15 protein-coding genes are annotated in these 19,118 nt (G+C 49.2%); all 15 read right to left on the bottom strand.

The genetic code is table 11. The features are described from left to right. Positions 1 to 97: 97 nt before the first annotated feature. Entirely contained in the window at positions 98 to 3,796 is a 3,699-nt protein-coding gene (locus AC0YOB_RS24775; protein WP_475795034.1) for an OmpL47-type beta-barrel domain-containing protein, read from the bottom strand. A 50-nt stretch (positions 3,797 to 3,846) separates the two neighbouring features. Continuing rightward, a complete protein-coding gene (locus AC0YOB_RS24770; RefSeq protein ID WP_475795033.1) occupies positions 3,847 to 4,089 on the bottom strand; it encodes an FIMAH domain-containing protein in 243 nt (80 codons plus the stop codon). Further along, positions 4,086 to 6,911: an OmpL47-type beta-barrel domain-containing protein gene (locus AC0YOB_RS24765; protein ID WP_475795032.1), complete on the bottom strand. Its 2,826-nt coding sequence runs from the start codon at positions 6,909 to 6,911 to the stop codon at positions 4,086 to 4,088. The genes AC0YOB_RS24770 and AC0YOB_RS24765 overlap by 4 nt, the downstream gene beginning before the upstream one ends. A gap of 295 nt (positions 6,912 to 7,206) precedes the next feature. Next, positions 7,207 to 7,425 (bottom strand): alpha/beta-type small acid-soluble spore protein, encoded by a 219-nt coding sequence (locus tag AC0YOB_RS24760; protein ID WP_210040882.1) that lies wholly within the window; start codon positions 7,423 to 7,425, stop codon positions 7,207 to 7,209. Between the two features lie 116 nt (positions 7,426 to 7,541). After that, on the bottom strand, positions 7,542 to 8,501 hold the full coding sequence (locus AC0YOB_RS24755) for an ATP-dependent DNA ligase (RefSeq protein ID WP_475795031.1): 960 nt from the start codon (positions 8,499 to 8,501) through the stop codon (positions 7,542 to 7,544). Positions 8,502 to 8,612: 111 nt separating this feature from the next. Beyond that, positions 8,613 to 9,638 (bottom strand): LacI family DNA-binding transcriptional regulator, encoded by a 1,026-nt coding sequence (locus AC0YOB_RS24750; protein ID WP_475795030.1) that lies wholly within the window; start codon positions 9,636 to 9,638, stop codon positions 8,613 to 8,615. A 67-nt stretch (positions 9,639 to 9,705) separates the two neighbouring features. Further along, on the bottom strand, positions 9,706 to 10,737 hold the full coding sequence (locus AC0YOB_RS24745; RefSeq protein ID WP_475795029.1) for an ABC transporter ATP-binding protein: 1,032 nt from the start codon (positions 10,735 to 10,737) through the stop codon (positions 9,706 to 9,708). Positions 10,738 to 10,739: 2 nt separating this feature from the next. Continuing rightward, the gene (locus AC0YOB_RS24740; RefSeq protein WP_475795028.1) at positions 10,740 to 11,777 is read right to left on the bottom strand and encodes an ABC transporter ATP-binding protein; all 1,038 of its coding nucleotides are present in this window, start codon (positions 11,775 to 11,777) and stop codon (positions 10,740 to 10,742) included. 33 nt (positions 11,778 to 11,810) lie between these two features. Beyond that, on the bottom strand, positions 11,811 to 12,956 hold the full coding sequence (locus AC0YOB_RS24735) for an ABC transporter permease (protein ID WP_475770430.1): 1,146 nt from the start codon (positions 12,954 to 12,956) through the stop codon (positions 11,811 to 11,813). A gap of 3 nt (positions 12,957 to 12,959) precedes the next feature. After that, positions 12,960 to 13,958 carry an ABC transporter permease gene (locus AC0YOB_RS24730; protein WP_475795027.1) on the bottom strand — a complete coding sequence of 333 codons (999 nt, stop codon included), beginning with the start codon at positions 13,956 to 13,958 and terminating at the stop codon, positions 12,960 to 12,962. 118 nt (positions 13,959 to 14,076) lie between these two features. Further along, a complete protein-coding gene (locus AC0YOB_RS24725) occupies positions 14,077 to 16,044 on the bottom strand; it encodes an ABC transporter substrate-binding protein (RefSeq protein ID WP_475795026.1) in 1,968 nt (655 codons plus the stop codon). Positions 16,045 to 16,490: 446 nt separating this feature from the next. Beyond that, positions 16,491 to 17,009, bottom strand: coding sequence for an SRPBCC domain-containing protein (locus AC0YOB_RS24720; protein WP_475795025.1), 519 nt, complete (start codon positions 17,007 to 17,009; stop codon positions 16,491 to 16,493). Positions 17,010 to 17,090: 81 nt separating this feature from the next. Then, complete coding sequence (locus AC0YOB_RS24715) at positions 17,091 to 17,429, bottom strand: ArsR/SmtB family transcription factor (protein WP_475795024.1); 339 nt, start codon at positions 17,427 to 17,429, stop codon at positions 17,091 to 17,093. Between the two features lie 440 nt (positions 17,430 to 17,869). Next, on the bottom strand, positions 17,870 to 18,253 hold the full coding sequence (locus AC0YOB_RS24710) for a YciI family protein (protein ID WP_475795023.1): 384 nt from the start codon (positions 18,251 to 18,253) through the stop codon (positions 17,870 to 17,872). Positions 18,254 to 18,533: 280 nt separating this feature from the next. Continuing rightward, positions 18,534 to 19,082 carry a DinB family protein gene (locus AC0YOB_RS24705; protein WP_475795022.1) on the bottom strand — a complete coding sequence of 183 codons (549 nt, stop codon included), beginning with the start codon at positions 19,080 to 19,082 and terminating at the stop codon, positions 18,534 to 18,536. Positions 19,083 to 19,118: the final 36 nt, after the last annotated feature.

Here is a 19,118-nt window from a genome sequence, read left to right as displayed (position 1 = left end):
CTCTTATCCAGAGAAGGTCAGCACAGCAAAACAACCCTATGAAGCACTCACTCGCATAGGGTTGTTTGGTTTGGTTAAATAATTTCCAGGCTGTTCTTTATTTTCCGGACCAGGCTTTGATCAAGGCGGCCGCATCAGCCTTGAGGACGGACTTCGCGGCTTTGGAGATTTTATCAGCCACCAGTTTATTATCCAGATGCTTCAGGAAATCCTGCATATGCTTGACCGCTTTGCCTTTGTCGCCTTTGTCCAATTGATGCTGCGCCTGCTTCAGGCTGCTGCGCAGCTGGTCAACCAGCGGTTTCTTCAATTCGCCTGCTTGGACATAACGGTCCATCAAGCTGGATATCCCTTCAAGGGTGGCGTTAATTGTAAAGCGGACAGACTCATCCGTTGTGTTGCCCGCCAGGTCGGTGATGACGATCTTCAGGGTATGCAGGCCAAGCTTGCCGGCCAAATCTACGGAAGCGCCGTTCTTCAAACGCATTCCGTCCAGGATGATTTCCTGGTTCGTTACGCCGGAGAGCGCATCGCTTGCGTTCAACTGGAGCGCAAGCGGACGGGCGTCGGAGAAGACAGCGCCTCCAGCAAGCGGTTTGCCGTTAGCCGCAAGCTCAAACACAGGCTTCGTCTTGTCAATACGGACGGTAATCTCCTTCGCGGGCTCGATGTTGCCTGCAGCGTCAATTGAGCGGAACTGGAGCCGGTATACACCGTCATTCGTGAAGGTAACCGGTCCGGTGTAGGTTTCCCACTCCGCAGCAGCATCCGATTTATATTCTGTTCTCGCTATTCCGGAAAGATCGTCATGAGCCGTCAATGCGGCAGACGCAGCCGTGTTCAGCCAGCCATTCCGCGGAGCTGGTTCGATCTTTGCCTCTGTCTCCGGCGGAGCCGTGTCCTTCAATTCTTCCGGAAAGGCCGGTGCCGAAATCATAAACTTGCGGGAGTACGGGTCTGTTCCCTTCGACCTTACGGCGACTTTGGATAAATTGGTCATGCCGCTCGGCAGGGTATACCTTGCTGCGCCCGCCGGTAGTTCGGCAAGCACCGCTGAGCCATCATACACAATGTAGCCCTCGCTGGAATTATTGGAATCCCACTTCAGTTTTTTTACCGGACCGCCGGCTTCAACCATCAGATTCTGCGGAGGAGTCGGCGCATTGAACACCTGAACCTGCGTAAGGCGCGGAGGCCCTGTCAGATCCGTGCCTGTATTGCCGCCGGATGCGTTCTCAACCGTTACTTTGACATATCTTGAATGATAGGTCCTGCCAAGATCTATCGGATGCGAGCTATCCTCCGAATCGGTACCGCCATTATCGTTTCCGGTCGCATACGTAAAGCCTTGGTCTGTTCGTTTATCCACTTGTTTAAATGCCACATCGTCAAAATCGGCTGCCGATGTGTAGTTTCCAAAATCATCGGATACATAAACGGTTGCGCCTTTTAGCCGGGTGGACTTCGCAAACAGCCTTATTTGGCTGAAATCCATTGCCTGGCCAAGGTCCAGTATGAAGCTGCCTTTCCTCTCTCCGTCCGTACCCAGCCAGGAATACTGCCCAATTTGATCCAGACTGGTAACATTCGTTACATCCCATTTTGTCGGATCCTCCAGCACGCCGCTCGTCAGTTTGTTCGCATTGCCGAATTCATTCGCCGCAGCGGATTGCAGCTGAATCGGGTTGGCGCCTTCTGTCCTACCTGCGTTATACGCTTTTTTATGAAGGGCCAGATTTACGGACGGTATACCGGTCGCCACCTTGCTTATGGTGATGTCGGCAAGTTGAAGCCTGGCGTCATATGCGGAATTGGTGCCACCCGCAGAACTGCGGTAGATGCCCCACTTGGGGCGCAGGTATTGATCGAACACAGCGGGATACTCTGTCTCGAAGCCGCCGCTTCTTTCCGGTCTTCTCCACAGGTCCTTGACACCGTCGCTTGCGCCTTGATTGGAGAACATCTGATAAACATCCGGGCTGTCAAACGAGTATACCTTGCCGGTTACCATATCCGTGATCTTAATGGTGAGCCAGCCGGAATCCGAAATAAGCGCGTCTAGCTCTACCTTGATCCAGTGGCCGTCGATTTCCTTTAATGGAATTCTCATCAAGTTCTTATCCCCGTCATACCGGTTATGATTGACAACAAGATCTCTGCTGGTTGTTCCGGAAATGGACATCGCAATGATATATGCGCCGTTTTCACCGCCGCTGTTGCCCCCAGGCAGTGTATCTGCCCCTTGTGCATTCACAGCCTTCAACTGAAAGATATGCCGGAAGTTCGGCTGATTCCACTGGTCGCCGTCCGGTATATTCCAGAGCCATTCGTAGGAAACCTGGTCGCCCTCGTAGGCTGTAAAGTCGCCGGTTGAGTCCTCGCTAGGGCGAATTTCGATTCTTTGCCTGTCCGTAATGGCCGCCCCGCCAACCACGTAGCCCAAATTCCGGTCAAAAACCCCCTTGTGGCCGTACTCGCCGTCGCGAACCTTATCCATGAATTCATTATTCAAGCCTCTGCCGTTGGCGGTAATCTCGAATACATCCTTTTGCAGTGTGCTGTCCCAAACGCTCTTGATATGGTCATCGGCGGCAGCCGCTTGGGGCTGATCGCCGTAAAACTCGTGGTACGCGTCTCTTATCCGTTTAGTCACGCCTTCTACCGGTTCATCGGTACCCATTGCGCCGCCCAGGATGTTATAAGGTGATACGCCTTCAATGGCATTCATCCTGATTGTCTTGTCATTCCCGCCATAGCCGCGTGCCGTTACGTCCAGTGCAAATATGGACGGGTCGCCGCTGTTGAAACGAAGCATAAATTCGTTTGTGCCCAGAGGCAGCTTGGCAAGGTATGCAGGTGCAAATATAACCGTATTTCCTGATAGCGAGTAATCTAAATACGGACGAAGCGCAGCAGCGCCTTTGCTTATGCCTGCGAGCGTCTGCCCGCTGGCAAGGTTTATATCCACCGATACGGGCTCGGCCTGATCCCAGGTGCTGTAGGTACCCTTGGCCGGCGCCAGTTCAGTCGCGTTGAATACCGGATCTTTGCCGTAAACAGCCAATCCGGACAAGCCCATCATGGAATTGTTATCATCCGCTCGCCTGTCGCCAGGGCCGACCAGAATCATGTTTATCATCACGTACCGGGCTGTAAACGGATACAGGAATGTCTTGGTATCATAACCCCATTGTTGTCCGTTGTACGTTACATAAGACCACAAGCCTTCCGTTTCCGTACCTCCGGCCAGTGTCCAGCCATTCGACTTCCAGTCGTAATCGGATGCCGAATCGGATGCCGCAGGCGCAGTTGCCCAGGAATTGGGGTCATTGGAGTAATAGATCTCGAATCTTCTCGCATTGCTTTGGATATTCGAGATCGTGTTGGGTATTTCGAGGTACAGCTTATCAATTGTTTTTGGAGCGCCCAAATCAAGGGATAATGCCAATGATGATGGAGAAAAGCCGTTCATATATACATTCGGGCTTGAATTGCGCCAATACCCGCTGCCGCCCGACCGTAAGGCGTCTACACCCGGATGATCGGGCGCTTCCGAGCTTGCCTTGAGATTCACGCCTGCCTGCGGCGAGAAACGGGTTGGGTCCAGCAGATTGACAGAACCTGCTGCTGCTGGAGGATAAACCGTATCCGTTACTGCCGGCTTCCCAGACTCATCGCCAGTCGAAACGGCATGAACGGTTGGCACAGGAAGAGCGGATAGACCAACAAATGAAAGTAAAAGCGCTGCTATAAGAACGGTGCTGAATGCCTTTTTTAGAACCTGCTGCGTGATCATCGTTAAACCTCCTCGGATCTCATAGAAACTTGTATATGAATACTTATTTGTTATTTCACAGACCAGGCTGTGATCAAGGCATTTGCATCAGCCGTGAGGACGAGCTTCGCGGCATCGGATACGTTGTCCGCCATCGGATTATTGTTCAGATGCTTCAGGAAATCCCGCATATGTTTGGCCGCTTTGTCATTGTCGCCTTTGTCCAATTGATGCCGTGCCTGGTTCAGGCTGCTGCGGAGCTGGTTAACCAGCGCTCCCGTCAATTCTCCGGCTTCGGCATAGCGGTCAATCAAGCTGGATACCCCTTCGGGGTGACGGCAATTGTAAAACCGGCAGACTCATCTGCCATATTGCCGGCCAGGTCGGTGACTACGCTCTTCAGGGTATGGGGGCCAAGCTTTCCGGCCAAATCAACGGAAGCGCCATTTTCCACATGAATTCCATCCAGGAAGAGTTCCTGGCTCGTTATGCCGGATAGGGCATCGCTTGCATTCAAGAGCAGCGCAAGCGGGCGGTCGTCGGAGAAGGCTGCGCCATCCGCAAGCGGCTTCCCATTTGCCGTCATTGCCAGGACCGGCTTCGTCTTGTCTATCCGGACGGTCAGCTCCTTCGTCTGCTCAGTCCGGCCTGAAGCGTCTACAGAACGGAATTGCAGCAGGTAAACGCCGTCTTGCGTAAAAGCGACCGGTCCGGTATAGGTTTGCCATTGCGCGTTATCTTCCAGCCGATATTCCGTTTTCGCGATACCGGAGGGCTCGCCTTGGGCTGTCAGTGCGACGGTCGCGTCCGTGTTCAACCATCCGTTCCGCGGCGCCGGTTCGATCCGTGCCTCCGTCTCCGGCGGAGCCGCATCCTTTCGCGACAGCTTGATATAATCGAAGGTAAGATGATAGCCGGAGCTGCCGGCATTCTTCCCGGTCACCACAAACCGGAACTTATGGCTGCCGGCTTCGAGATTGCTGCTGCCCATAGCAATCGCCGGAAAAGTTTGAGCGGTATGATACTCGTCTACGGGGCTGCCCTGGGAAACCCCATCCACATACAGCTGGGCGATTCCTCTATTGTTGTACGACTTGTAGCCAAATTCGATATCATAGTTTCCAGTCTCGGGAACATCAACGGTTACTTCAACCCAGTCGCCGGCCACGGGGGCCGAGGAGGTCTGCAAATACCTTCCTGCAGGCGTATTACCGCCTGCCGCCGTATTGATCGACGGTCCGCCGGGGTTGACGGTATAACTGGCGGTCGAAACCGGGATTATCGTAACAGAAGATGAATCTGTCAGCGAAACTTCAATATAGGGCTTGATGTTTTTGGAGTTCGTAATACCCGGACCGGCAAATTCGCCAAAAATCTTATAAGTCCCCATGTTATCGGGATTGTAGCCTTCCGGGCTCCATGATACGTTCACCTTCTCTGTCTTGCCGGTGCTCAAGGTGACATCAAGCTGTGCAGGCAGCAGCAATTGACTAAACGGAGTACCTTTGGAAGCTCTAATCTCTTGCGGCCTTGCCCATGCTGCCATATCCTTAGGCTGCACATTGGGATTCCAGCCATCAGGAAATATATAGCTGTTTTCATCCCTTTTGATTAAGTGCACATCAGCCAGATACATGGTTGCAGACTGGAATTCATCTGCATAAGCCGCATCTGCCGGGCTGTTGTACATCCCCCTGTAAAGACCCCATTTGGAGCGGTTCTGTTGACCCGGCTCTACAGGCAGATCACCTCTTTCGTCTCTGCCGGTAGCCGGATTGTTTACTTCAGGGCGTCTGTATGTTTCGGCTGTCATACCGCCTTCGAAAAGCACCTCGCCAGTCTCCAGATCGACAAGCTTGCCGTACAAATAACCTTTATCGGCTGTTAAAATCGTTACTTCAAAATCAAGCCAGCGGTCAACGACCCTGTCAAAGGGTATCGTGAACAACGGCTTGATTCTGTCCGCGTAGCTGCCATCGGGGTTGTTCCTGAATTCAAGCTGGCCTTGGCCTCCGCTTGAAACCAGCGAGAGGGTAGCCACGGGCTGGCCGGCCGCATTGCCTGCTACTTCTTTCAGTTGGAATATGTGCCAAAACCTGTGGGGAACGATAAAATCACCGGCATGCTTATCACCGGTATCCTTCTGATATCTTAACGTTTCCGAAGGGAGCATCAGCCTCCAGTGATGGGTCATAATGTCGCCGCCAAAACTATTTGCCTCCATATTGGCTGCGCTGGTGCTGCTTTTAATCTCCAGTCTCTGGCGGTCGCTGTTGACTGCGCCGCGATCGCCGTCGTCCCGGCTCATGCCTCCCGGGGCAACAAAAGGCGAAAATTCGTGAAAACGCAAAATGTCGGAGTTAAGCTTCCCGGCGCCGGGAATATTTGCAATCCCGTACTTTCCAAGCGCATCCACATTACTTTTGCCAATGGTCTGCAAATACATATTGTCTCCCAGCCATGATTCATCAACAATCGAAGCCATCGGGTAGTCTCCCGAACGGTCGTAGACTGACTCCGGCCATGATTTCCCGCTGTACGACGAAGGCGTGCCCGGGCCTTCTATAGAACCCGTAGTACTGCCATTGCCAATTTTGGATGCGCCCATAACATCCCATGCGTGTTCACGCGCCTGAATATTGAGCGGCAGATATTTGTCATTAGATCCCATAGGGCCTGTAATTGGAGGCAAAGACATACCCACGGTGACCGTAATTGTATATCTTCGGATGCTGCTGCTGTCATTCTTATCGGTTACTGCCAAATAATATAACGTGGTTCCGCTTGTTGAAAACTGGTCCATTTTTGCATCGCCTTTGTTCATGCCGCTGGCGGCAAAAGAAACGGCAGTCGTTCCATCGCTTCTGTACAGCGCTGCGGAAGCGCCGGGATTCATTGTTACATTCAGCATCTGGTATAAGGTGCCGTAGGGCAATGATATATGAATGGTTGCATGATCAAGATCAACTTCTGCGTTTACCGGCTTGTTCACTTCAATGTCCAATAGTCCCAGGCTGTTTGCCGGCGCTGCATGAACCGTTGAAGCTGGAAGCCCGGACAGATTAATAAATGGAAGGACAAGTGCAAATAAAAGAACGGAGCTTAATGCCTTTTTCAGGACTTGCGGCTTAAACATCTTTAAACCTCCTTTAATTTCGTAAACTTTAGCTTTTAAATAATAAATCCGGATCCCTTCTTTCCGTTTTTTTTTTGGATTTGAATACATGCCTCAAACTACCTTCATCATAATTAACAATGATATTTCCTGTATTGGTTAATTTATGGCTCTATGGAATTTTTTACGATTGCATGATTCTTACGCGGTAATCGGCTAATAATTAAAAAAAAGACCAACGGGATCTCTGCAGTCAGAAGATCACCGTGGTCTTTTTCTCACGAACTGAATTTCAATACTTTCTCCTGTAACAGGCTTACGAACGGCCTGCTAGTTGCTGTTCAGCAATTTGTACAAGTGTACGGGTGATGTTGCCGCCAATTGTACCCGCTTCACGGGTAAGAAGTTGTCCGTTGTAGCCATTCGGTTGAAGTTGAATTCCGAATTGCTGTGCAATTTCATATTTCATTTGATCCAGTGCTGCATTTGCTTGGGGAACGACCAATTGGTTGGTTGAAGAAGATTTGCGGCTCATATTGTAAAACCTCCTTTGTAATGTGAGGTTATTATGTGTCGCCAAAATGCTATTATACCCCGATAAAAAATGTAATTATTTCCAATTGTTTCGGCACCCGCTGCCTTCTATATCACTTATGGGAATAGGCTCTCATCCGGGAAAACACATTCCGAAAGCGGCCGGTCCACAAATGCTTGAATGCTTGGCTGACGCAGGGATCGGCCTTCCTGCAGACGCCATTCGGTGAACATCACTTTAACGGCGAGCGAGGGCTTCACCCATATTGCGTCTTTATGCCGTTCCGGTGTATTGACAAAAGGACACTCCTTTACCGCATCGGGAGCCAGCCGTTCCGTCAAATCCCGCCAATCCGCCCTGCTAAGGCGGCCGGTGCCGGTGTGGCCTATATACCAAAAGCGTCCTTCCCTGTCATATAACCCCAAAATTATTGCATTGATAATGCCGCCGTTCATGGTAAAACCACCAATCGCGGCAATGACGTCACCGTAATTCTTGACTTTGACCCAACTTGCGGTTTTACCTCCAATTATGTAGGGGTTGTCGAGCCTTTTGCATACAATGCCTTCCATCCCCTGCTGCTTCATTAATTGAAATAGCGCCTGGCCGTCGGGATGACAGGTAACGGGCTGAACAGTCTGATTGGGGGTCAGTATGCCATGAAGCAGATCGGTCCGTTCTCGAAACGGTAGGTCATGCACCCAATTCCCGTTTAGAAACAGCAGATCGAATACCATGTAGTAGATTGGAACTTCCTTCTGCACTTGAGGAACCCGTTCCATTCTCCGCAGCCCGTCTCTGCGCATGACTTCATGAAAGGACGGTTTACCGTCCGGGGCGAGTGCCACGATTTCCCCATCCATGATAAATGATTTCGCTTTGCAGTAAGACGGCACATCGAGAAGCTCCGGATAATGGTGCGTCCTCTCATTCAAACGCCTATTATAGAGGAATATCCCGCTTTCGTCGGCGTACGTTAACACTCTCACCCCATCCCATTTAATTTGGTACACCCAAGGATCTCCAACAGGTATGGTGTCTTGCCTTACAGGTTCGAAGGGCACAATTGGTTTCAACGTTAGGCTTCTCCCGACTCTTGTTTTTACATAGTGTTGCCGATCTTCAGGAAGAATATGACATCTCCATTAAAACAAGCGTCCCTTCTTCCTTTCGCCAAGGCCAAAGCTTCAAAGCGATGAACAGGAGTCACCTTCAATTATTTTGCTGCTTATGATCATATGTTCCGGAAACTCTCCTTCAATGATACCCAGCTTATGCATAAGCAATCTGACGGAATGAACTCCGAGCTCCGAAGACTGCAAGTCCATGCCCGTCAATGAAGGCGTTGCCTTATGCATCATGGACAGATCGCCGCAAATAACAAATAAAGAGAGATCTTCCGGCACGCTCAGACCCAGATCCTTGATGGCATTCATAACACTGAATGCGGTGCGGTCATCATCCGCAATAATTGCCGTTACCTGCTCCTTCAATTCGCTCAGCACATGGACCGTCTCATCGTACCCGTAATTCATATATTTGCTTGAAGTTAAGGCGGGTTTATAGCGAATCATATGTTCCTGCACGTCGATCCGGTGATTTGTCAGCACCTCGATGAAAGCCTCTCTTCTTTCGATGGCAACGGTCATAAGCTCATTGGCATTTAGAAACATCATGCGGCGATGGCCCTTGTCTATCAGATAGCCGCATATATCACTGATAATCTGGAAGTTATCGTTGTTTACGGTCGATGCATCCTTGACCTTCGCATTAAAGATTTTACCGATTGTGACGAAGGGGATTTGGTTCAGATGCAGCAAATTGATACGCTCATCCTCTTCTGTAGGACCAAGCACAATGGCTCCGTCAATCGGATAACTAGCCAAAGAAGGAGTTTTCACCTTCTCTACCGGGATCATATCGAGCAGTACCCTATACCCGTAATGAGAAGCCTCCAAAATAACTCCATTGATAAACTGATTATGGAAAGTATTGAAAAAGAAGTTTCCATGCGGGATCGTAAGCCCGATGGCCATTGTTTTTTTGGTCACCAGGCTTCTTGCGATATGATTCGGAACGTAATTTAGTTCTCTGGAAGCTTCCAGGACTTTATCCGTTACTTTTTCGCTGGTAGGTCTCTTTTGGCTGAAAACATTGGATACGGTTCCTTTTGAGACACCGGCAAGACGTGCAACATCGTCGATTTTCGCCATTTTTTGTTACATCCTCTCAAAAAACGCAGCATCCATAATGGAGCCAAGCGCTAATTGACATTCACTGTTATTCAACGGCTGCCGGTTCATTCGCTGCACCCCTCAGATTTAGTTGTTCCGCATAATGACAAGCCGCATATTGGTTGTCTCCTACCAGGCGCAGCTGTGGTGCCTCCTGCATGCATTTATCGGTCTTGTACGCACATCTTGGGTGGAAATGGCATCCGCTTGGCGGATTCGCAGGATTCGGAACCTCCCCTACCAAGATAATTCTATCTTTCTTCTGATCCGGATCAGGCTGGGGCACCGCTGACATGAGCGCTTCTGTATAGGGATGTTTGGGTTGACCGAACAACGAATCCACGGTTGCCAATTCTACAATTTTGCCCAGGTGCATCACTGCTACCCTGTCGGAAATATTCTGAACGATCGATAAGTCATGCGAGATGAAAATATACGTAATTTGAAATTGCTCCTGCAGGTCCTTTAAAAGATTTATAATTTGGGCTTGAATTGAAACGTCCAGCGCCGATACCGCTTCATCGCACACAATTAGCCTCGGTTGGGTAATGAGCGCCCTCGCAATGGCGATACGCTGTCTTTGTCCGCCGGAGAAGGCATGAGGGTATCGTTTAAGGTAACTGACATTTAAGCCGGTTTTTTCTGCAATTGCCGCTACTTTTTCTTCCACTTCCGATTTATTCAGCTTGAAATTGGCGGTCAGCGGCTCGGAAATAATGTCGAATACGCTCATCCGCGGACTGAGAGAGGAATAAGGGTCCTGAAAGATCATTTGAACATCTCTTCGCAATCTCTTCGATTCTTTACCCTTCAGCTTTAAAAAATCAACGCTCTCTCCGTCCTCGGTATGATAGATGACCTCGCCGGATGAGGCATTCATCCCCCTTACGATGCACCGTCCCAAGGTCGTTTTTCCGCAGCCCGATTCTCCGACAATGCTTAAGGTTTCGCCTTCGAGCAGCTCAAATGAAATATCGCTTAATACTCGAACGGGCGTAGGCTTTGCAAATAAAGCTTTTTTGGATCTGACTTTGAAATCCTTATTCAGCTTAATGACATCCAGAATTGGTTTGGACATGGCTATTCTCCTTCATGCTGATCCGAATACAGAAAACACCTGACCATATGTTTGTCGGATAGACGGGTTTTTGGTACGGCCTGCACATTGCATACCCCTTCAATCCGATCCTTGCAGCGATCGTAAAATCCGCACATAGGAGGCATATTGATGGGAATGGGCACGGATCCTTCAATTGAGTCCAGGCGCTTGCTCTTATTTCCGCCTAATCTTGGCATCGATTTGAGCAAACCCTTCGTATAGGGGTGTTTAGGATTATGAAAAATTTCCTTTACGGGTGCCTGCTCAACAATTTTGCCAAGATACATGACCGCTACTTCATCACACATTTCCGCAATGATGCCAAGATCATGAGTAACCAGCAGAATGGCCATACCGAACTCTTGCTGGAGCGACTTCATCAATTCCAGCACCTGGGCCTGAATCGTCACATCCAGTGCTGTTGTTGGCTCATCGGCAATTAATAATTCCGGATTGCAAGATAAGGCCATCGATATCATCGCCCGCTGCCGCATACCACCGGAGAATTCATGCGGATATTGGTCAAATCGCTTCTCCTGATCCGATATTCCCACTTTACTCAGCATTTCGAGCGTGATTTTCTTGGCTTCCTTCTTGTTCTTGGTGCGATGGATTAAGATCGCTTCCATGATCTGATTCCCGATGGTATACATCGGTGAGAAAGCCGTCATGGGCTCCTGAAAGATCATGGCGATTTTCCGACCGCGAATGGAACGAATCTGTTTGCCGCCCGGATCCATGGACAACAGATTCAGCGGATTTGCGGACTCCCCGGATGAGGATTGGTACATAATGCTTCCTGTCGTTTCGCACTCTTTCGGATTAATGCTGATAATGGCTCTGCTTGTCAGACTTTTCCCACAACCGGACTCGCCTACAAGGCCTAACGTTTTTCCTTTTTGAATGTCAAAGTCTACCCCGTCCACTGCGTTCATTTCCCCGTTATCCATCTGAATCCGGATTTTAAGGTCTTGAACAGAGAGAAGGGGCTGCTGAGCTTGAACAGCCTGAGCCGTCATATTATCCCCTCGCTATGGCCTCAATTTATTGGATTATTTCTTGTAAGGGTCCGCGGCATCGCGCAAGCCATCGCCCAGAAAGTTAAAGGTTAATACTGTTAAGATAACCGCACCAAGCGGAATCAGCTTCCATGGATACAATGCTATATTCTGAATCTGCTGGGCTTCCTGAAGAAGAACACCCCAGCTGGTAGCCGGAGAGCGAATCCCTAAGCCGAGAAAGCTCATCGCCGTCTCGCCAAGAATCATACCTGGAATCGCCAACGTCGTGGCTACAACCAAATAACTGATAAAACCCGGCAACAGATGCCTTGTTATAATTCTCGCATCGCCAACGCCTGCAATCTTGGCCGCAAGAACATAATCTTCATTTTTCATAGAGATGAACTTGCCTCTCACGACCCTTGCCAGACCGGTCCACTCGATAAAAGCAAATATAATAACAATGTAAAGATACATTCGGACCACAGGTATTCGCGGAGGAATAGCAGCGGATAACGCCATCCATAACGGAAGAGTCGGGAATGAGCGTATGATGTCGATAATCCGTTGAATCAAGGCATCCAGTCCGCCTCCGAAATATCCGGATATGCCGCCGATAATCAATCCCAATATAAAGCTGATGCCAACCCCTACGAGAGGGATGCTAAGCGATACTTGACTTCCCAGCAAAATTCGGGAGAACATGTCTCTGCCAAGCGCATCGGTGCCTAACAGAAATATTCGTCCGGGTTGCTCAACTCCGAATAAATGCGTTTTTGTTGGAATGAATCCGAGAAATTTATAGCTTTCACCTTTGGCAAACAGCTCGAGCGAATACCGTTTTTCTTTGTTCGGCTCGAATATTTTACGCATCGTTTCCGGGTCTCTGCCTGACTTCAATTCATATACGAACGGTCTAATATGAAATTTTCCAGACGCGTCTACGAATCGCAGGGTCATTGGAGGCGCATTCACATATTTGCTGTCGTAGCTTTGCAGCCCGTAAGGTGCCAGAAACTGGGCGAACAGAGCGCCTGCGTAGAGAATAGCCAGAACCATTAAGCTGATCCGAGCTAATTTATGCTTCTTGAATCTCAAATACATGAGCCGCCATTGCGAGCTATATTGAACATCCTTATTTTCAAGCGGCTTGGATAGGCGCACTTTCTGTTTTCTGAAAATCGGCAATGTTCTCATAGGCTAGTTACCCCTGAACTCTGTACGAATTTTTGGATCTAGCCACGCCAGTAAAATATCCGACAGCAAAGTTCCGAGTACCGTTAACAATGCCATGAACAACAACCAACTGCCAGCCAGATACATGTCCTGACCCAGTAAGGCATTAAACATTACCGGCCCCTGTATGGGCAAATTCAATACGATAGCGGTAATTGTGGAGCCGGTGAAGATGTGGGTCAATGACCAGCCGAACGTACTGACAATAGGATTTAAAGCTGCGCGCGTCGGATACTTAAAGAGGATTTTTCTCTCCGACAGCCCCTTGGACCTGGCCGTTACCACATTGGGCTTATTCAGTTCGTCCAGCATTTGTCCTCTCATAACCCGAATGAGGTCCGCTGTGCCCGACAGTCCGATGACAATTACGGGGATAATCATATGCTTTGCCAAGTCCATTGCCTTGTCCATCGACCATGGCGCATTCACGTACTCGCCCGAAAATAAACCGAGCAACGGATCGCCGAACCAGGTGTAGGAAAGGAACATTAATATAACGGCGAGCAGGAAGTGAGGCGTGGCCATTCCCAGAAAACTTAAGCCCGAGAAGAAATAATCTCCTTTGGAATATTGCTTTACGGCACAATAGATGCCGACTGGAATCGCCACGGCGTATTGAAAAACCATTGTCACCAGTGAGACGACCAGCGTCAATCCCATGTACTGCTCGATCACGGCTGTAACGGGCTTGTTATAGTTGAAGGAGTATCCGAAATCCCAATGCACAACAATATCTCTAGCCCAAATAAAATATTGTTCGTAAATCGGACGGTTCAAGCCCAAATCCGCCCGCATAGCCTCCATGTCCTCCTGTGTAAACACTTCGCCCGCAACGGACATTTGCGCCGAATAATTGGATACATAATCGCCGGGCGGAAGCTGAATGATGTAGAAAACGATAAATGAGATCAATATCACGACAGGTATGGTCAACACGATTCTTTTCAAAGTGTACTGGAGCATCTCTTGTCCTACCCTCTCCTTGACAATTCAGAGATATGAATGCCTTCAAAATCTTTGGAATAGAACCGATAATGGAGAGATCTTCCCCCATTATCGGTTTTACGGTATAATCCGGCTGCTATTGCTTGATATAGAATTGTGCAGGATGGCCTGCGCCCAAGGAGCGGAACTCATCGGCCCATATCATGGATTGCGGTATGTTGCGCATATTGTTCGATGCTGCAATCAACGTTGGCGTCGGGCCTGCATAACCGATCACCCACTGATTTTTCATATGCAATTTCATAATTTCATTACCCCATTGGGTAATTTCCTCCTTGGAGCTGGCCGCCTTAAGCTTATCCCAGTCCTCCAGGAGCAATGCAACATCGCCTTCCGGCTTAACTCCCTCTTTGCCGCCCGATGAGGCATATAGTCCGTATTGGCCATACCACGGGGTAAGTACACGGAGCGGTACCAGCGCATCAGGACGGAATGCCACATTAACAACAGATATGTTTTCTATGTTCGCGGGGACTTGATTCGAATACTTCAACTCCTGCAGAGTTGCCTGGTCGACAACCTTCAGATTGGTCTTAATCCCCATCTCCTCATAATACTTCTTGAGTAACTCCAGGTATTTCGCCGAATCTTCGGAGGAATCCATAATCGTGATCGTCACATCCGAACCGTCCGGGAATAACCGGAAATTGTCCTTGTCCCGTTTCGTTAATCCGAGCTCATCCAACAGCTTATTGGCCTGGTCTGGATCATATTTAGCCCATTGATCTGCCCAGCCCTCCTGATATCCGACGAGACCTTCCGGTACTGAAGCCTGAATCGGGTCGGCAATTCCGTTAGTCACGATCTCTGTGATCTCTGTACGGTCTACCCCGAGGGAAAGCGCCTCCCTAAATTTGATGTCCTGGAACAGCTTTCGCAGATTAGGATCCTCGATCGTCTGATTTAACTGAATTCCCGAAGTTGACCATGCTGGCTGCTGCCATGCAATAACCCGGTAATCCCCCTTCTCCTCATTTTCCTTCAAGACAGTGAAGTCCTGTGCGCCAAACGTGGAGAGATTGAAATCTCCCGCCAATGTGCCGAGCACTCTTTGACTGGGATCCTGAATTTTCGTCGCGATGAGATTATTCATATAGGGGAGCTGGTGACCGTCGACATCCGTTTTCCAGTAATAAGGGTTGCGTTCCATAACGAACTGGTCACTCTCGGGATCATTCTTGGCTACCCAAGCCCGAAGTGTCGGGATCTGCGGATATATCCAGTAATAATAACCCGTTTCCTTCAGGAAAGATGCCGTATCCGCGAAGCCCCACTGTTTGGCGATTTCGAGTGCTTTATCTTCGCCTACAAATTCCGGCAGGATTGTCTTCTGGAAATGTGCCGGTGCAAAGAACCACTTATTGTCGATTGCAACCCGCTCAAGGAACTGGACGCTGGGATATTTATGAGTAATCTTGAACGTGAAATCATCAATCTTTTCCACTTTGGCCAATGCTTTTTCTCCACTTACCGGATCAATCGAGTAATAAGCATCATATATTTTTTTGCCGAAGGTTTCTTTGGTCAGCATATGCTCCCAGTAGAACAGGACATCATCCGCTGTAAACGGCACGCCATCCGACCACTTCATGCCTTTCCTGAGGTGAATGGTAAATTCCGTGGAATCTGCATTCACTTCATAGCTTTTGGCTACATTAGGTTCAACCCCGCTGCCGTCCTTGTTGAAGCGGAACAGCGCTTCTTCGGTTGGCTGCCCAACAGCCCATTTGTCACTGGAACCCATCCAGGCCATTTTCCAATCTCCGCCGTATTGTCCGACCTCATCAACAACAGGTTCAATCATGATATCTGCCGGAGCCGGCATACGATCTGCCAAAGCAGGCAGTTTGCCTGCGGTTACAAGGTCAGTCAGCATAGGAGCCTCTTTGGCATCCGATTCCGTGGTTCCGACCGGTGTATCCTTGACCACTGCCGTTTCGTTGGTTTCTTTAACAACATCAGGTTCCGATGCATTATTTGTGCATCCTGCAACAATAATGGCAAAAACGACTAGCAGAACAATAAGGAACCTCTGTTTTTTCAAGTTAACCCCTCCAAAAATCTATTCATTTTCATTCCGCTGCCCTGGCTGTTACCATTGCCGTTATCTTCTTCACTGGGTTCAATGCAAGCCCCGCTGACTCACCTCCACCATTTATTAAACCGGTTTAATTCATAACAGTCTGTTTGTTTTCTTGAAGTAAAATAATAGTATGTATCCTGCATTAAACCGGTTTAATTACACAAGGAATTGTAAGCGCTTTTATTGTATTCGATATATAAACAAAACACAATAATTATTTAGCAGTCCTTCCAGTTGCTGTGAAGTCACATGCCAGGCTCTTAGACCTCGGGAGAGCTTGTTCCTTTGCCCCCATTGCTTGCTGGCGCCGCAAAGAGACAAAAAAAAGATCACTCCCGCTAAGAGGAATGACCTTCTTCTCTGTTCCTTGCTGCTGATAGCTTGGCGTTTGCGCCAAATACTTCCCTTTAACCGACCTGCTGAATCGACTCCAAGTGCTCGACCAGTCTGTCCCAGGTATCCGTGATGCCCTCCAGCATGCCCATATCCAGAACCTGCTGCAGTCCTTCGGCCGTTGCGTATTCAGAACGGCTAATGACCTTTGTCCCGCCATCCGTCTCGATAAAAGTCATGTCTACGGCCGTCGCCGGCATATTTTCCGCTACGTTTCCTTCCGCATCGGAGAAATAATCCACATACCCGATCTTCTCCGGTACGATGATCTCACTATACACACCTTTTCCCCATGATTCCATGCCGTAGTATTCGCCCTGGTTCTTGTCCTCGCATTTCATGCAATAATGCCAAACCCCGCCAACGCGGAAATCAATATGGCATACCGGAAGCGACCAGCCTCTTGGCCCCCACCAATGCTTCAGATGCTCTGCCTGCGAGAACGCCTCGAAAACGAGCTCCCGAGGTGCCTTGAATTCACGCTCCAGAACAAGCACCTTTTCCTCTACCTTGGATACCATTTGATTTGTCATTTTAACATCCTCCTCGATTAGAATAGTTGATCGAAATAGTCCTGCCGCAGCTCTTCTCAAAACTGATCCATCATTCCAAGCTCAGTCCTGCTGCCCTCTCCGTGTTTCCTTGCCCTGCAGCTTCAGCAAATAGTCATCCAGGCGGCCGAACCGCTCCTCCCAAATGACACGATAGCCCTCCAGCCAATCGTCCAGCTCCCGGAAAGGATCCGGCCGCAGCCTGTAAATCCGGCGATTCGCGTCCACATGGGCCACCACGATGCCAGCCTCGCTCAAAACACGCAAATGCTTGGATGCTTGAGGCTGGTGCAGCTGCAGCCGTTCAGCGATTTCCCCTACAGTGAGCGGACGTTCGCGTAAAAGCTCAACAATTTTCAGGCGGTGTGGCTCTGCCAAGGCTCTCATGACGTCAGCATTCATCGTCATCATCCATTAGTTACTGGAGTTTTTTTTTGCTGAAATAAATATACCACGACAGGAATATTCCTGTAAAGGAATATTTGAGAAAAATGTTCATTGATTTTTAAACGAAAGATTTAACCCTTTATAGGAACCCTGACTCGGAATACAAGACAAGCTGACTTTGTGTTTTTTACATTTTCCTCAAAATCGGGACGCCTTCAGCTCTTGATGAGGAGTGGCATGAAGCTATTCCCTTTCAATTAGACGAAAATAACCAATTATGGTTGCGCTTTCGCTTTTCCAATAAAATTAAAAAAAAGAGACCTGGAGTCTCTTTTTTTTGGTATCCGTATCCTGTCGTGCGGAAGTCTACTCTGCAGATCCGGCACCCGCCGCCGCTCGCTTGGAGCCTGAACGAGAGTGTCTTCCAGCTGCAGCTGCTGGTTCGCGGAAACTACTTATTTCTTCCCTTCCCGCTTCTCGAAATAGTGGATAGGGCGGACCTCAATGCGCCAGCCGAATTGCTCGCCCGCACCTACTTGCGTGGCTGGATGCAGCGAAGCAATCCGGATGGCATCCTCCATGTCACTTGCTTCAATGAGAAACGCGCTGCCAATCATCTCCTTGGTTTCGATAAAAGGACCGTCGGTAACCTTCACTTTCCCCTTTTCACGTCGCAAGACTTTGGTCTCATGGGCGAGGCCTGCATCGATGATCACTTGGCCGCTCTTGTAGAGTTCCTCGAGATGGGACCCGCATTCGCGCATGACAGCATCGATCTCCTCCTTGGGGCGGGAATCCATTTTCTCTCGATCGAAGTAACCCAAGCACAGGTATTTCATTTTAATTCTCCTTTACATGGGGATTTTGGCATTCAATCATTCTAGTACAATTAACGAGCGCCTCCACACTTTCAGCAGCAAGGTTCCCTGGTCGATTCGACTGGTTTTATTATTGCCTCTATATAAGACGACGAACAGCATACAGCAAAGTCGACAGATCCTGATATAATTTTTAAGCACCCTCTCCAAAATCTTCTGGTCATGGCCATCAACACCTGAGCACCGCAGCAATGCATCATCCCGCGGACTGACACAATGCAGAACCTAAATCATAAGTAGGTTATTCCATGCGGGTTATCGTTGAATTATATAGGTTCGGTATGTACTTTTTACGAACGACATTCAGGTGATGAAGAGCATGTCCGATAATGAAGTATACGATTGCAGCGGCTGTGGTTGTGGTATTGTTGATCACCCCGGCACGGCGTAATTCTTCCTCGTTCAATCCCTGTACCAGTGATAGGGTAGCTGCCCGCACGGCTTGAAAATCGGCGATCAGCTCGGTGTGAGGACGGCGGTCGAAGCTCGTGCCGTTCACGAACAAGTCCTGATGGCGCGGCAGAGGCGTCTGGTCTCCCCTGGCGACACAGAGAAGCCGATAACTCATAATCCGTTCAGTGTCGTTAATGTGGCCAAGCACCTCTTTAAGGCTCCATTTCCCCTCGTCGTATCGGTACAAACTTTGCTCTTCAGTGATGGAGCTGTATAATGATTCAAGGTCCTGCTCTTGGTCTTTGAGCAGCTGCGCCAGGTCGCCTTCCGGCACTCCGTGGATGTAATTGCCCCAGTGCGGGTTGAAGTCTCCATCTTTCGGTTTGAGTATATGCATGTTTGTGTGCCTCCTGATAGATTCAGATCCCAATAA

It is taken from the genome of Paenibacillus sp. JT31N17, assembly GCF_056269255.1.
The sequence above is the reverse complement of the archived record's forward strand: the minus strand, read 5'-3'. Positions and strand labels throughout refer to the sequence as shown.